Below are 14,312 nucleotides of genomic sequence, written 5' to 3' on the forward strand. Positions count from 1 at the left end.
GGCCGGCGCGCCGACGGGGCGGCCGGTGCCGTCGTTCGTACTCGTACGTGCCTACCCGTTCTCGGCGTCTTCCAGGATCTCACCCGTGGCGGTGTTCACCGCCGGGGCGGTCGGAGGCGCCTGCGCCAGGGCCGCGGCGACGGCCTCGGCGGTCTTCTGCCCGACACCCGGCACCTCGCGGATCTGCTCGACGGTGGCGGCGCGCAGCCGCTTCACCGAGCCGAAGTGCTTGATCAGCGCCTGCCTGCGGGACTCCCCCAGGCCGGGGACGGTGTCGAGGGGACCCGCCCGCAGCGCCCGCGACCGCTTGCCGCGCTGGTACCGGATGGCGAAGCGGTGCGCCTCGTCGCGGACCCGCTGGAGGAGGTAGAGCCCCTCGCTGGTGCGGGGCAGGACCACCGGGTCGCTCTCGCCGGGCAGCCACACCTCCTCCAGGCGCTTGGCCAGCCCGCACACGGCGACGTCGTCGATCCCGAGCTCGTCCAGGGCCCGGCGGGCGGCGGCCACCTGCGGCTGCCCGCCGTCCACCACGACCAGCTGCGGCGGATAGGCGAACCTGGGCGGCCGTCCCGCGGCGGGCCCGGCCTCCTGCCCTCCGTCCGCCTCCGGATCGGTCACGTCCGCACCGGTCGCGTCCGGGCCGGTGGCGACCCGCTCGGCCGGGGCGGGACCGGCCTCCTCCCGGCCGCCGGGGGCGTCCGGTTCGCCGGTGCCCCACTCCCCGGTGCGCTGCCGCTCCTGGAGATAGCGGCGGAAGCGCCGGGAGACCACCTCGTGCATGGCGCGGACGTCGTCCTGGCCGGCGAAGCCCCTGATCTGGAAGCGGCGGTACTCGCTCTTGCGGGCCAGACCGTCCTCGAAGACCACCATCGAGGCGACCACGTCCTCGCCCTGGAGATGGGAGACGTCGAAGCACTCGATGCGCAGCGGCGCCGAGTCCAGCCCCAGCGCCCCGGCGATCTCCTCCAGGGCGCGGGAGCGGGTGGTCAGGTCGGAGGCGCGCCTGGTCTTGTGCAGGGCGAGGGACTGCTGCGCGTTGCGCTGCACCGTCTCCAGCAGGGCCCGTTTGTCGCCGCGCAGCGGGACGCGCAGGTCCACGGCGGAGCCGCGCCGGTCGGCCAGCCACTGCGCGACCGGCTCCACCGGCTCCGGCAGGGCGGGGACCAGCACCTCCCTGGGCACGGCGTCCCCCCGCTCCTCGCCGTAGAGCTGCTGGAGGGCGTGCTCGACGAGTCCGGCGGCGGTGACCTCCTCCACCTTGTCGGTGACCCAGCCGCGCTGGCCGCGCACCCGGCCGCCGCGGACGTGGAAGATCTGCACGGCGGCCTCCAGCTCGTCCTCGGCGACCGCGACCAGGTCGGCGTCGGTGGCGTCGGCGAGGACGACGGCGCTCTTCTCCATCGCGCGCCGCAGCGCCTCGATGTCGTCGCGCAGCCGGGCCGCCCGCTCGTACTCCATCTCCTCGGCCGCCTCCCGCATCTCCCGCTCCAGGCGGCGCAGATGGGCCCCGGTGCGCCCGGCCATGAACTCGCAGAACTCCTCGGCGAGCCGGCGGTGCTCCTCGGCCGGGACCCGGCCGACGCAGGGGGCGGCGCACTTGCCGATGTAGCCGAGCAGGCAGGGGCGGCCGATCTGGGCGGAGCGCTTGAAGACCCCGGCGGAGCAGGTGCGCACCGGGAAGACCCGCAGCAGCAGGTCCACGGTCTCGCGGATAGCCCAGGCGTGCGCGTACGGGCCGAAGTAGCGCACGCCCTTCTTCTTCGGGCCGCGCATCACCTGCACGCGCGGGAACTCCTCGTTCAGCGTCACCGCGAGGGAGGGGTAGCTCTTGTCGTCGCGGTACTTGACGTTGAACCGGGGGTCGTACTCCTTGATCCAGGAGTACTCCAGCTGGAGCGCCTCCACCTCGGTGGTCACCACCGTCCACTCCACGGAGGCGGCCGTGGTGACCATCGTGCGGGTGCGCGGGTGGAGGCCCGCCAGGTCCTGGAAGTAGTTGGCGAGCCGCTGGCGCAGGCTCTTCGCCTTCCCGACGTAGATCACCCGGCCGTGCTCGTCGCGGAACCGGTAGACCCCCGGTGAGTCGGGGACCTCGCCCGGCCTGGGACGGTAGCTGGAGGGGTCTGCCATGCTGCCACCCTACTGGCGGCGTACGACGGCGGGCGGCGGGGCGGAGGGGAACGGGCGGGGTCTCCGCGCTGCCCCGCGGTGCCGCCGTACCGCCGCCGTCACCAGCCCCGTTCGCGCCACTCGGGCAGGTGCGGCCGCTCGGCGCCCAGAGTGGTGTCGGCACCGTGTCCGGGGTAGATCCAGGTCTCGTCGGGGAGTTCGCCGAAGAGCTTGGTCTCCACGTCGTGCAGCAGGGCGGCGAAGGCCTCGGCGTCGCCGCGGGTGTTCCCGACGCCGCCCGGGAACAGGCAGTCGCCGGTGAACACGTGCGGATGGCCGTGCGGGTCGTCGTACACCAGGGCGACGGAGCCGGGGGTGTGACCGCGCAGGTGCCGGACGGTGAGGGCGACCCGGCCGACGGTGACGGTGTCGCCGTCGTCCAGGAGCACGTCGGTGGGGACGGGGATGCCCTCGGCGTCGTGGCGCCCGGCACGGGTGCGGGCGCCGGTGGCCCGGACGACGGCGTCGAGCGCCTGCCAGTGGTCGCCGTGCCGGTGGGTGGTGACGACACCGGCGGCGAGGCCGTCCCCGCCGACGAGGTTCAGCAGGGTGTCGGGCTCGTCGGCGGCGTCGATCAGGAGCTGCTCGCCGGTGGCGCGGCAGCGCAGCAGATAGGCGTTGTTCTCCAGGGGGCCGACCGCGGCCTTGGAGATCATCAGGTCGGTCAGCTCGTGGACGTCCGCCGGGCCGCCGACCACGACCTTTCCTGTGTACGGCATGAGGCTGCGGAACTCCTTCCGGGACGGGGTGGCACGCGGTCGGTGACCGCTCCCGCGATCAGTCTCTCAGAGCGGCGGCAGGGCGGGCAGGACACCGCCGGCGACGGTGAGTCCGCCGCCCGTGGTGCGTCCGGTGAGCCAGCCCATCAGCTCGGTGGGCGGTCCCGTGACGACGACCGGCTCCGCCCCGGCACCGGCCGTACGGCCGGTGCGCCGGACCCGGCCGTCCCCGGTCCGCAGCTCCAGGGGCGCCACGTCGGGGTGCCCCGCGAAACGCCGCACCATGTTCTCCAGTTCGCGCTCGGTGAAGTCGGCGGGCAGATCGTGGAGGGTGTAGCCGATGCCGAGGTCGACGTGGTGCAGCTCGACCTCGATCCGCCGGCGGAAGGGCAGCGAGGAGGCCAGGTCGGTGACACCGTTGCGCAGCGCCACGGTGGCCCCCCAGCGCTCACCGGTGAGGGAGTCCATCGCCCGCCCGAGGCGCGCGTCGGCGGCCCGCAGATCCGCCAGCTGCACCACGAGGGGACGGGGCGCGTCCCGCTCGATGTCGGCCTCGCGCACCTCGGCGCTGGGGTACATCGGGCGTCCGGCGAGCACCTCGACCAGGGCGTCGGCGTTGCGGGCCAGGTGCGCCAGGACATGGCCGCGGGTCCAGCCGGGCAGCAGCGAGGGCTCGGCGACGGAGGCGTCGCCCAGCCCCGCCACGGCGGCCAGGAGGCGTTCGGTGGACTCGCGCAGGGCGGCGAGGTCCGCCGCCGGGACGGTCGGGCCGGCGGGGCCGGCGTCTGGTGATGTCATGATCCAAAGCTAGCTCCGTCACTCCTCCGGGTGAAGGTGCCGGGAAGCGGCCATAAATCGAAAGCGCGTGCTATAAGCTCGCGGTGCGCAAGCGATGCGACACCGCGGCGGCGCTCCCTCTACCCTGGGCGGGGGCTCCGTCCCCTACCTCCCGCACGAAAGGTGCACACCGGCGTGGCCGACCGTCTCATCGTCCGTGGGGCTCGCGAGCACAACCTGAAGAACGTCTCGCTCGACCTCCCCCGCGACTCCCTCATCGTCTTCACCGGGCTGTCGGGTTCGGGCAAGTCCTCGCTCGCCTTCGACACCATCTTCGCCGAGGGCCAGCGCCGCTACGTGGAGTCGCTGTCCTCCTACGCCCGGCAGTTCCTGGGGCAGATGGACAAGCCGGACGTGGACTTCATCGAGGGCCTGTCCCCGGCGGTCTCCATCGACCAGAAGTCCACCTCGCGCAACCCCCGCTCGACGGTCGGCACCATCACCGAGGTCTACGACTACCTCAGGCTGCTGTTCGCCCGCATCGGCAAGCCGCACTGCCCCGAGTGCGGCCGTCCGATCGCCCGGCAGTCCCCGCAGGCTGTCGTGGACAAGGTGCTCTCCCTGGCGGAGGGCAGCCGCTTCCAGGTGCTCTCCCCGCTGGTGCGCGAGCGCAAGGGCGAGTTCGCCGACCTCTTCGCCGAGCTGCAGGCCAAGGGGTACAGCCGGGCCCGGGTGGACGGGACCACGGTCCAGCTGTCCGACCCGCCGAAGCTGAAGAAGCAGGAGAAGCACACGATCGAGGTGGTCGTCGACCGCCTGACGGTGAAGGAGAGCGCCAAGCGGCGGCTGACCGACTCCGTGGAGACCGCCCTCGGGCTGTCGGGCGGCATGGTGATCCTCGACTTCGTCGACCTCGACGAGGACGACCCGCAGCGCGAGCGGATGTACTCCGAGCACCTGTACTGTCCGTACGACGACCTGTCGTTCGAGGAGCTGGAGCCCCGTTCGTTCTCCTTCAACTCGCCCTTCGGCGCCTGCCCGGAGTGCACCGGCATCGGCACCCGGATGGAGGTCGACCCGGAGCTGATCGTCCCCGACCCGGACAAGTCGCTGGACGAGGGCGCGATCCACCCCTGGTCGCACGGGCACACCAAGGAGTACTTCGGACGGCTGGTCTCGGCGCTGGCCGACGCGCTCGGCTTCCGTACCGACATCCCCTTCGGCGGACTGCCGGCCCGGGCGAGGAAGGCCCTGCTGAACGGCCACCGGACCCAGATCGCGGTCCGCTACCGCAACCGCTACGGGCGGGAGCGCTCGTACACCACGGCCTTCGAGGGCGCGGTGCCCTATGTGCGGCGGCGGCACTCGGAGGCGGAGACGGACTCCAGCCGGGAGCGGTTCGAGGGCTACATGCGCGAGGTGCCCTGCCCGGCCTGCGAGGGGACACGGCTGAAGCCGGTGGTCCTGGCCGTGACGGTGCAGGGGAGGTCGATCGCGGAGATCTCCGCGATGTCGATCAGCGAGTGCGCCGACTTCCTGCGCGTCATGGAGCTGACCGACCGGGAGAAGACCATCGCCGAGCGGGTGCTCAAGGAGGTCAACGAGCGGCTGCGGTTCCTGGTGGACGTCGGCCTGGACTACCTCTCCCTCAACCGCGCCGCCGGGACGCTCTCGGGCGGCGAGGCGCAGCGCATCCGGCTGGCGACCCAGATCGGCTCCGGCCTGGTGGGCGTGCTCTACGTGCTGGACGAACCGTCCATCGGACTGCACCAGCGCGACAACCACCGGCTGATCGAGACCCTGGTGCGGCTGCGCGACCTGGGCAACACCCTGATCGTCGTGGAGCACGACGAGGACACCATCCGCACCTCCGACTGGGTGGTGGACATCGGCCCGGGCGCGGGCGAGCACGGCGGCAAGGTGGTGCACAGCGGCCCGCTGAAGGAGCTGCTGGCCAACGACGCCTCACTGACCGGGCAGTACCTGGCGGGGCGGAAGGCGATCCCCACCCCCGCGAAGCGGCGTCCGGTGGACCGCAAGCGGATGCTGACCGTGCGCGGAGCGCGGGAGAACAACCTGCGGAACGTCGACGTGTCCTTCCCGCTGGGTGTGCTCACCGCCGTCACGGGTGTCTCCGGCTCGGGCAAGTCCACCCTGGTCAACGACATCCTCTACACACATCTGGCACGTGAGCTGAACGGCGCCAGGGCGGTGCCGGGCCGTCATGTGCGGGTCGAGGGCGACGACCTGGTGGACAAGGTCGTGCATGTCGACCAGTCCCCCATCGGCCGCACCCCCCGCTCCAACCCGGCCACCTACACCGGCGTCTTCGACCATGTGCGCAGACTGTTCGCGGAGACCACCGAGGCGAAGGTGCGCGGCTACCAGCCGGGGCGGTTCTCCTTCAACGTCAAGGGTGGCCGCTGCGAGAACTGCTCCGGCGACGGCACCATCAAGATCGAGATGAACTTCCTGCCGGACGTGTACGTGCCGTGCGAGGTCTGCCACGGCGCGCGCTACAACCGGGAGACCCTGGAGGTGCACTACAAGGGCAGGTCCATCGCCGAGGTGCTGGACATGCCGATCGAGGAGGCGCTGGAGTTCTTCGAGGCGGTCCCCGCCATCGCCCGCCATCTGCGCACCCTCAACGACGTCGGGCTCGGTTACGTCCGGCTCGGCCAGTCCGCGCCCACCCTCTCCGGCGGTGAGGCACAGCGGGTGAAACTCGCCTCGGAACTGCAGCGGCGCTCCACCGGGCGCACGGTCTACGTGCTGGACGAACCCACCACCGGCCTGCACTTCGAGGACATCCGCAAGCTGATCGGAGTGCTGTCCGGGCTGGTCGACAAGGGCAACACCGTCATCGTCATCGAGCACAACCTCGATGTGATCAAGACGGCCGACTGGATAGTCGACATGGGCCCGGAGGGCGGCAGCGGCGGCGGTCTGGTCGTCGCCGAGGGCACCCCGGAGGAGGTCGCGGCGGCTCCCGAGAGCCACACCGGCAAGTTCCTCCAGAGCCTCCTGCCGCTGAAGCCGTGAACGGCCCGGAGACATACCCCCGGAGGCATGAGGGACCGGAAGGGCCGGGGGACCCGGAGAGCAGGCAACGAGCATGAGCACTCAGCCCCCCGCCCGCCGCACCGTGCTGTGCGGCGTGGCACTGGCCGGAGCCGCCGGCCTCGGTATGACCGGTCTGACCGCCTGCTCGGGCGGCCAGAAGCCGCCCGCGGTCCCGGCCGCCCCCGTGGACCTGGGGGCGGCCGACGCCGTACCGGTCGGCGGCTCCCGGCTCTACCGCGAGAAGCGGCTGGTCGTCTCGCAGCCCACCGAGGGCGAGTTCAGGGCGTTCGGCGCGGTGTGCACCCACGCGGGCTGTGTGCTGACCTCCGCGGAGGAGCTGTCGGCCGACTGCGCCTGCCACGGCAGCCGTTTCGACACCACCACCGGCGAGGTGCTGGCGGGTCCGGCCGGCTCGCCGCTGCCCGAGGTGCCGGTCCGGACCGACGGCGGCCGGCTCGTCGCGGGCCCCGCGGACTGAGGCCCCGCCGGCCGGTCCCACGGCCGGACGGGGCAACCGCGCGGTCTCCTCCGGGTTGTTCTCCCCCGCCCCGGGCACGCCCTCTGGCGCGGACCGGTCCGCCTTGGAAGCCTGGGACGCCGAGTGCGCGGCAGAGCGCATCCCCGACGGCGTCTGTGGGTGGTCCCGTGTCACAAGCGGCCCAGGGCGAGGAAGAAGGCAGACGGGCCGGCAGGTTCCGCGCACGGACCGCGCTGCTCCTCGCGGTTCTGGCGGTCCTCGCCGTGCTGGGGCCGGTGCCGGCGCGGCAGGCCCTCGCGGGCCCGGGCGGCCGGGCACCCACCGTCCCGGCACCCGCCCCGGCCGGTCCGGACACCGGCCGCTCCCCGGGAACCGACGGCACCGACGGCATCGAGCTGTCCCGCACCACCCGGCCCGTCGCGCCCGGCACCACCCTGACCTCGTTCGAGCGGCTGGAACCGGACGGGTGGCTGCGCGCCGACGTCCTCAGCGTCGACCTCGGCGGCGGTGCCGCGGTGGAGCGCCTGTCCCCCGGCCGGGTCTCCGGCCGGGTGGCCGACCACGCGACCGTCTCGGAGCTGGCCGCCGCGCACGACCCCGGCCCCGGCAGGCGCACCGTCGCCGCCTTCAACGCCGACTTCTTCGATCTCGGCACCGGTGCCCCGCTGGGCCCCGGTGTCGACGGCGGCGAGCTCGTCCACTCCCCGGTTTCCGGCACCGGGGAGGCGGTCGGCTTCGGCCCGGACGGCGCGGGCCGCATCCTCGGCCTGCACTTCGAGGGCACCCTCACCCTGCCCGGCGGACCCGAGCCGCTGGCCGCCCTCAACGCCGCCGCCGTCCCCGCCGGCGGCATCGGCGTCTACGACACGCGCTGGGGTACGGCCGACCGGGCCCTGGCCGTGGCGGACGCCGACGGCACCACCGAGGTCACCGTCGCCGACGGCCGGGTCACCGCCGTGTCCGCCGCCCCCGGCCGGGGCGCGGTCCCGGCGGGCACCACCGTGCTGCTCGGCCGGGAGACGGGCTCGAAGGCGCTGGCCGCCCTGTCCCCGGGAGACCCGGTGAGCTGGGAGTACGGGCTGCGCACCGACGACGGTTCGGCGGTGCCGCGCACCGCGGTGGGCGGCCGGGGGGTGCTGGTGAAGGACGGCGAGCCGCAGAACTGGGAGGGCAGGCCCAACAACGCCGCCGCGCCCCGCACCGCCGTCGGCTTCTCCCGGGACGGCGCCACCATGCACGTGCTGACCGTGGACGGCCGCCAGGCCGCCTCCGGGGGCGCCACCCTCACCGAGCTGGCCGTGCTGATGGCCGGGCTCGGCGCGTACAACGCCCTCAACCTCGACGGCGGCGGCTCCTCGACGCTGCTCGCCCGCGCGCCCGGCTCGGACACCCCGCGACTGGAGAACAGTCCCTCCGACGGGCGGCAGCGCGGTGTGGCCAACGGACTGGCCGTCACCGCTCCCGGCGGCAGCGGCCGGCCGACGGGCTTCCGGGTGGAGACGGCCGCGGATCCGGCCACCGCCCCCTCGGCGGACAACGTGCCCGGCGGGCACCCGGACCGGGTCCTGTCCGGCCTGACCCGCCGGCTGACCGCCACCGGGCACGACGAGACCCACGGCCCGGCGGACGGCACCGCCCGGTGGCGAAGCACCGACCCGCAGACCGGCGAGGTGGACGGCGACGGCGTCTTCCACGCCCGCGCGCCCGGCCGTACCGAGGCCGTCGCGCACGACGGGGCGGCACGCGGCTCGATCGGGCTGACCGTGCTGGGCGAACCGGCGAGGATCGCCCCGACCCGGGAACGGGTGGGGATCGCCGCACCGGGTGGCGAGGGCTCCTTCGGCCTCGTGGGTTTCGACGCCGAGGGCCACAGCGCCCCGGTCGAACCGTCCGACGCCCGGCTGGTGTACGACGAGTCCCTGTTCCGCGTCACCCCCGACCCGGCGCGCGGCACCTTCACCGTCGCCGCCCTCCCCGCCGCCGGCTCCGCCTCCGGGCTGGTCAGGGCGAGCGTGGCGGGCCGGACGGCGGTACTGGCCGTCACCGTCGGCCTGCGCCAGGAGACGGTCGCGGACTTCGGGAACGCCGGGCAGTGGTCCTTCAGCGCCGCCCGGGCCTCCGGCTCTCTGGCCCCCGACCCCGGGCGGGACGGCACCGGGCTGCGGCTGGCCTACGACTTCACCGGCTCCACCGCCACCCGCGCCGCCTACGCCGCTCCCCCCGCGCCCGTCCCCGTACCGGGCCAGCCGCGGAGTTTCACGCTCTGGCTGCGGGGCGACGGGGGCGGTGCCTGGCCCTCGCTCCGGCTGGTGGACGCCGCCGGCACCCCCCAGGTGCTGCGCGGCCCGTACCTCACCTGGACCGGCTGGCGGCGCGTCACCTTCGAGGTGCCCGAGGGCACCGCGTACCCGCTCACCATGGAACGGTTCTACCTGGCCGAGACCCGGCCCGAGGCGCGGTACCGCGGTGAGGTGGTGCTGGACGGGCTGACCGCCCATGTGCCGCCGGACGCCGAACTGCCCGCCGCCGCGCCCCACCGGGATCCGCTGATCTCGACGGCCGCCGGGACCGCCGGACGCGACTGGCGGTTCGCGGTGGTCTCCGACGCCCAGTTCGTCGCCCGTGAACCGGACGGGGAGACGGTGCGCCGGGCCCGCCGCACCCTGCGGGAGGTCAGGGCGGCCCGGCCCGACTTCGTGGTGGTGAACGGCGACTGGGTGGACGAGGGCTCCCCGGCGGACCTCGCCCTCGCCCGGCAAACGCTCCAGGAGGAGCTCGGCGGCGAGGTCCCCTGGTACTACGTGCCCGGCAACCACGAGGTGATGGGCGGCTCCGTCGATGGTTTCCGCGCCGAGTTCGGCGACACCCACCGCGTCCTCGACCACCGGGGCACCCGCCTGGTCACCCTGGACACCTCCTCCCTGACCCTGCGCGGCGGCGGCTGGGAGCAGCTCCGGCGGCTGCGGGAGGCGCTGGACGGCGCGGCCCGGGACGAGGGGATCGGCTCGGTCGTCGTCCTGGCACACGTGCCGCCGCGCGACCCGACCCCGCAACGGGCGAGCCGGCTCACCGACCGGCTGGAGGCGGACCTGCTGGAGGACTGGCTGGCCGACTTCCGCCGCCGCACCGGCAAGGGCGCCGCGTTCGTCGGGGCGCACGCCGGGGTCTTCCACGCCTCACGGGTGGACGGTGTGCCGTATCTGGTCAACGGCAACGCCGGCAAGGCACCGGCCGCGCCGCCGGACGAGGGGGGCTTCACCGGCTGGTCGCTGGTGGGGGTGGACCGGGGCACCCGGGGTACGGACGGGGACTGGATCTCGGTCCAGACCCGCCCCCATGTGGACGGTCTCTCCCTGGACGCCCCCCGGGCGGTGCCGGCAGGCGGCGCCCCCGGGCGGGTCTCGGCCTCGGTGACCCAGGAGGGCCGGACGGTGCCGGTGGACTGGCCGGTCAGCGCCGACTGGTCCGGGTCGCCCGGGCTGTGTGTCGCGCCCGTCCCCGGACCGGGGCGCGAGGACTGCACCGCGCTGCTGGATCCGGCGGCGGGCACCCTGACGGGGCTGCGGGAGGGCACGGTGACCCTGGCGGTGACCGTGAGCGGCGAGCGGCGGGAGAAGCGGGTCGCGGTGGCGTCCGGCGGACAGTGACACGGCGGGCGCGACACGGCAAAGGCGGCGGGGCCGGGTGCCCCGCCGCCTCCGTACGGCGCCCGTGCGGTGTCCGGCGCTCAGTCGCGAGGGGCGGCGGACTCCCCGGCGGACTCCCCGGCGGACTCCTGCTTCTCCCACTCCAGCTTGCGGGAGGCCCGGAGACTGGTGATCGTGGTGACGACCAGGACACCGCAGATCACACCCAGCGAGACCGGAATGGAGATCTCCGGGACGTGGACGCCCTGCTCGTGGAGGGCGTGCAGCACGAGCTTGACACCGATGAAGCCCAGGATGATCGACAGCCCGTAGGAGAGGTGCACCAGCTTCTTCAGCAGCCCGCCGATGAGGAAGTAGAGCTGGCGCAGTCCCATCAGGGCGAAGGCGTTGGCGGTGAAGACGATGTACGGGTCCTGGGTCAGGCCGAAGATCGCGGGGATGGAGTCCAGGGCGAACAGCAGGTCGGTGCTGCCGATGGCCAGCATGACGATCAGCATCGGCGTGATCAGCCGCCTGCCGTTCTCGACCACGAAGAGCTTGGTGCCGTGGTACTGCGAGGTGGAGGGAAAGCGCCGTTCGACCGCCTTCAGCAGGGGGTTCTCCTCGTACGCCTCCTCCTCGTGCCCGGCGGCCTCGGCGCGGGCCTCGCGGACCAGCTTCCAGGCGGTCCAGATCAGGAAACCGCCGAAGATGAAGAACACCCAGGAGAAGGCGGAGATCAGCGCGGCGCCGACCGCGATGAAGATCGCACGCATCACCAGGGCGAGGATCACACCGATCATCAGCACCCGCTGCTGGTAGATCGTGGGCACCGCGAACTTCGCCATGATGAGCACGAAGACGAAGAGGTTGTCGACACTGAGGGACTTCTCGGTGATGTAGCCCGCGGCGAACTCACCGGCCGGTTGGCCGCCTTCGGCGACGTAGAGCCCGACGCAGAACAGGACGGCCAGCACGACCCAGACGATCGTCCAGGTGCCGGCCTCCTTGAGGGAGACCTCGTGCGGCTTGCGTCCGATGAAGAAGTCGGCGGCGATCAGGGCGCTCAGACCGGCGACGGTCAGCACCCAGGTGGTCGTGGAGACATCCATGCGGCAATAATCCTCCGGCTTCGGCTGCCGGAGGTCTCTTCCGCCCGGGCCTGTCGGCCTGCGGGCCGGCGCCCCGGGACCGGTCACACCCGGTCCGTACTGACGGAACGCCGCACTGGTGGGAGTACTCCCCTCCGCTCACGCAAGGGTAAGGGAACACCAAAGAAAGGTAAAGCACCGATTCCGGCCCCTCGGCCTCCGCCGGTCTCCCGCGCCGGCCGCCGGCACCCGGCCGCCGGCACGGCGCGTCAGCGACCGTACCGCAGCCGCGCCTCGGCCAGCTTCTCCAGCGCCCGGGACAGGACCGGGCTGCCCGGCGGGACCGGGAGCGGCTCGTACGTCCAGGTGTGGCCCACCCAGGGATCGGCCAGGTGGTCGTCGGGCACCGGGGTGATCCGCAGCAGCGAGCGCCACAGCGGATCGAGCACCGGGCCGTAGTCCCGGGCCTCCTCCCGGTCGGCGACCATCATCAGATGGACCCCGACCGGCGGTCCCTCGTCCGCCAGATAGCGGAGCTGGGTGACGGCACGGTCGTCGAAGCCGTGCGGGAAGTCGTGGACGATCAGCAGCTGTCCGGCGGGATCCACGTCCGGCGGCAGGGAGTCGGCGGCCCGGGTGCGTATCGCCAGCTGCACCAGATCGACGCGCCGGGTCAGCCGCGCGAGCAGCGCGGTGACGCCTCCGGGCCCCGTGGCGGGCGGTTCGCGCAGCGCACCGGAACGCACCAGGGGTTCCAGGGTGGCCGCGGCGGCGCCCGCCGGGTCCAGCACGTTGACGGTGAAGTCGCCGACCGGATGGACGGCCAGCAGCCGGCCGGCGACGGCGGTGGCCAGTTCGCCCGCCAGCCGGCGCATCTCATGGGGGTCGACCGTGAGGGACGCGGCCGAGTGGGTACGCCCGGCGTCGATCCACAGCCCGCGTTCCAGTGGCAGCCGTACCAGCAGGGGGACGCGCAGCCCGCCGTGCTCGGGGAGACCGAGGTCGCCCAGGCGCAGCGCCATCGAGGTCTCCATCGGCACCTGGTAGGCGTGCCAGCCGGGGCTGTCCCAGCGGGCGAGGGCCGGCGGCAGGGCGGGCTCGACGACCTCGGACTCGGCCGTGAGCTGGGCCAGGTCGCGGTCCAGGGCGTCCCGGGCCAGGCCGGTGAGCTCGTCGCGCCGGGCCTGCGCCCGCGCGCGGGCCTCGTCGGCGGCCGTGCCCATCCGGGACCGCGGGTCGGACAGCACCTTGTCGATTTCCTGCTCCATGCGGGAGTCGGCGAAGTCGACCGCGCTGCGGTAGGCCGCGGTGGTGCGGGCCAGGTCCTCGAACATGCCCCAGACCTGGTTGTAGAGGCGCTCCTCCATGCTCCAGCCCGCGGCGTCGCCGGCGACGGGCCGTGCGGGCTGCTCCGGCCGGGGCTGCGGGGGGACCGCCGGTCCCGTCCCGGCGGAGGGCGGCGCGGCCGCCGTACGGCCGGGGTGGCGGTAGTTCACCGGGCCCGTGCCCGCGGGCCGCTGGGCGGGTGTCCCGCCGGGGCCGGGCCGCGGGACCGGTGCCGTGCCCGGGGCGGCGGAGGCGCCGGGCGGGCCGCCCGCCGGGACGGGACGGCCGGTCCGGTCCCCGCCGCCGTCGCGGGACGGCTCCGGTGCCGGTGCCACGGAACGGGCCAGGCCCGAGACGACCGCCTCGTTGACGGCGGCGGCCAGTTCGCGGGCCCGGGGCAGCCCCTGGTCCGCCAGCATGGCGGCGAGCCCGCCCGCGTATCCCTGGCCGACCGCGCGGACCTTCCAGACGTCCTGTCTGCGGTAGAGCTCCACCGCGACGACGGCGGACTCGGCACCGAGGCCGGTGATGGTGTAGCCGGCGAGCCCGGTGCCGTCCAGGGCGGTGACGGCGACGAAGGGCGCGGCCAGCGAGCCGAAGGACAGCGGCCCGCCGACCCCGGTGGGCAGGGCGAGCAGCACGTTGACCCGGTGTACGGCGTCCGGGAGCGCGCGGAGGTCCACCGCGAGGCGGTGGTCGGCCGCGGCCTGCCGGGAGACCTCCAGACCGGGCAGGCGGGGGGAGCCGGGGTGGGCGATCCAGTCCGGCTCGCGCAGCCGTCCGTCCGCGTCGTTGAGTGTCGCCCCGGCCACGACCGGTTTCCCGGCGGACACCCGGATCTCCAGCCGGGTCTCGGACAGTGGGTGGTTCTGTCCGCGGACCAGCTCGGCCGTCATCGCCGTCTCCCCCTCCTGGTTGTTCCGCTGTCGCTCCGCGGCGCGTCACGGCGCCCCTGCCCGTACCGCCGCGGCGGGACGCGGCGACGGGCCCGGCGGACGGCGCCGCCGGGCCCGGTGCGGTGCGCTGCCCGTCCCCGGGCGCCGACCGTACCGCCTACAGGTGC

General features: G+C 74.1%; 8 protein-coding genes. 3 read left to right on the top strand and 5 right to left on the bottom strand.

What is annotated here, in order from left to right; all coding sequences use genetic code 11:
• Positions 1-51: 51 nt before the first annotated feature.
• From uvrC to V1L54_RS19795, 3 genes are all read right to left on the bottom strand, one after another.
• Positions 52-2,130 carry an excinuclease ABC subunit UvrC gene (gene uvrC / locus V1L54_RS19785; protein WP_330119392.1) on the bottom strand — a complete coding sequence of 693 codons (2,079 nt, stop codon included), beginning with the start codon at positions 2,128-2,130 and terminating at the stop codon, positions 52-54.
• Between the two features lie 98 nt (positions 2,131-2,228).
• On the bottom strand, positions 2,229-2,888 hold the full coding sequence (locus V1L54_RS19790; protein ID WP_330119393.1) for an MBL fold metallo-hydrolase: 660 nt from the start codon (positions 2,886-2,888) through the stop codon (positions 2,229-2,231).
• Positions 2,889-2,954: 66 nt separating this feature from the next.
• Positions 2,955-3,686 (bottom strand): maleylpyruvate isomerase family mycothiol-dependent enzyme, encoded by a 732-nt coding sequence (locus tag V1L54_RS19795; protein WP_330119394.1) that lies wholly within the window; start codon positions 3,684-3,686, stop codon positions 2,955-2,957.
• 174 nt (positions 3,687-3,860) lie between these two features.
• Here V1L54_RS19795 and uvrA point away from each other — a divergent pair, with 174 nt between their 5' ends.
• The 3 genes from uvrA (at position 3,861) to V1L54_RS19810 (ending at position 10,853) form a co-directional block, all read left to right on the top strand.
• Positions 3,861-6,707 carry an excinuclease ABC subunit UvrA gene (gene uvrA / locus V1L54_RS19800; protein ID WP_330119395.1) on the top strand — a complete coding sequence of 949 codons (2,847 nt, stop codon included), beginning with the start codon at positions 3,861-3,863 and terminating at the stop codon, positions 6,705-6,707.
• Between the two features lie 73 nt (positions 6,708-6,780).
• Positions 6,781-7,206, top strand: coding sequence for a QcrA and Rieske domain-containing protein (locus tag V1L54_RS19805; RefSeq protein WP_330119396.1), 426 nt, complete (start codon positions 6,781-6,783; stop codon positions 7,204-7,206).
• Between the two features lie 167 nt (positions 7,207-7,373).
• A complete protein-coding gene (locus V1L54_RS19810) occupies positions 7,374-10,853 on the top strand; it encodes a phosphodiester glycosidase family protein (RefSeq protein ID WP_443076708.1) in 3,480 nt (1,159 codons plus the stop codon).
• An 80-nt stretch (positions 10,854-10,933) separates the two neighbouring features.
• On the opposite strand, the gene V1L54_RS19815 is transcribed toward V1L54_RS19810, so the two are convergent.
• Positions 10,934-11,944 carry a TerC family protein gene (locus V1L54_RS19815; RefSeq protein ID WP_330119397.1) on the bottom strand — a complete coding sequence of 337 codons (1,011 nt, stop codon included), beginning with the start codon at positions 11,942-11,944 and terminating at the stop codon, positions 10,934-10,936.
• A gap of 248 nt (positions 11,945-12,192) precedes the next feature.
• On the bottom strand, positions 12,193-14,145 hold the full coding sequence (locus V1L54_RS19820) for a TerD family protein (RefSeq protein ID WP_330119398.1): 1,953 nt from the start codon (positions 14,143-14,145) through the stop codon (positions 12,193-12,195).
• Positions 14,146-14,312 lie beyond the last annotated feature (167 nt).

It is taken from the genome of Streptomyces rubellus (genome assembly GCF_036323805.1).
Classification (GTDB): domain Bacteria; phylum Actinomycetota; class Actinomycetes; order Streptomycetales; family Streptomycetaceae; genus Streptomyces.

What these genes read in the sequence shown, in the direction of transcription:
- V1L54_RS19790 (WP_330119393.1), bottom strand. Translation starts at nt 2,888, where the DNA reads ATGCCGTACACAGGAAAGGTCGTGGTCGGCGGCCCGGCGGACGTCCAC.
- V1L54_RS19820 (WP_330119398.1), bottom strand. Translation starts at nt 14,145, where the DNA reads ATGACGGCCGAGCTGGTCCGCGGACAGAACCACCCACTGTCCGAGACC.
- V1L54_RS19805 (WP_330119396.1), top strand. Translation starts at nt 6,781, where the DNA reads ATGAGCACTCAGCCCCCCGCCCGCCGCACCGTGCTGTGCGGCGTGGCA.
- uvrC (WP_330119392.1), bottom strand. Translation starts at nt 2,130, where the DNA reads ATGGCAGACCCCTCCAGCTACCGTCCCAGGCCGGGCGAGGTCCCCGAC.
- V1L54_RS19795 (WP_330119394.1), bottom strand. Translation starts at nt 3,686, where the DNA reads ATGACATCACCAGACGCCGGCCCCGCCGGCCCGACCGTCCCGGCGGCG.
- V1L54_RS19815 (WP_330119397.1), bottom strand. Translation starts at nt 11,944, where the DNA reads ATGGATGTCTCCACGACCACCTGGGTGCTGACCGTCGCCGGTCTGAGC.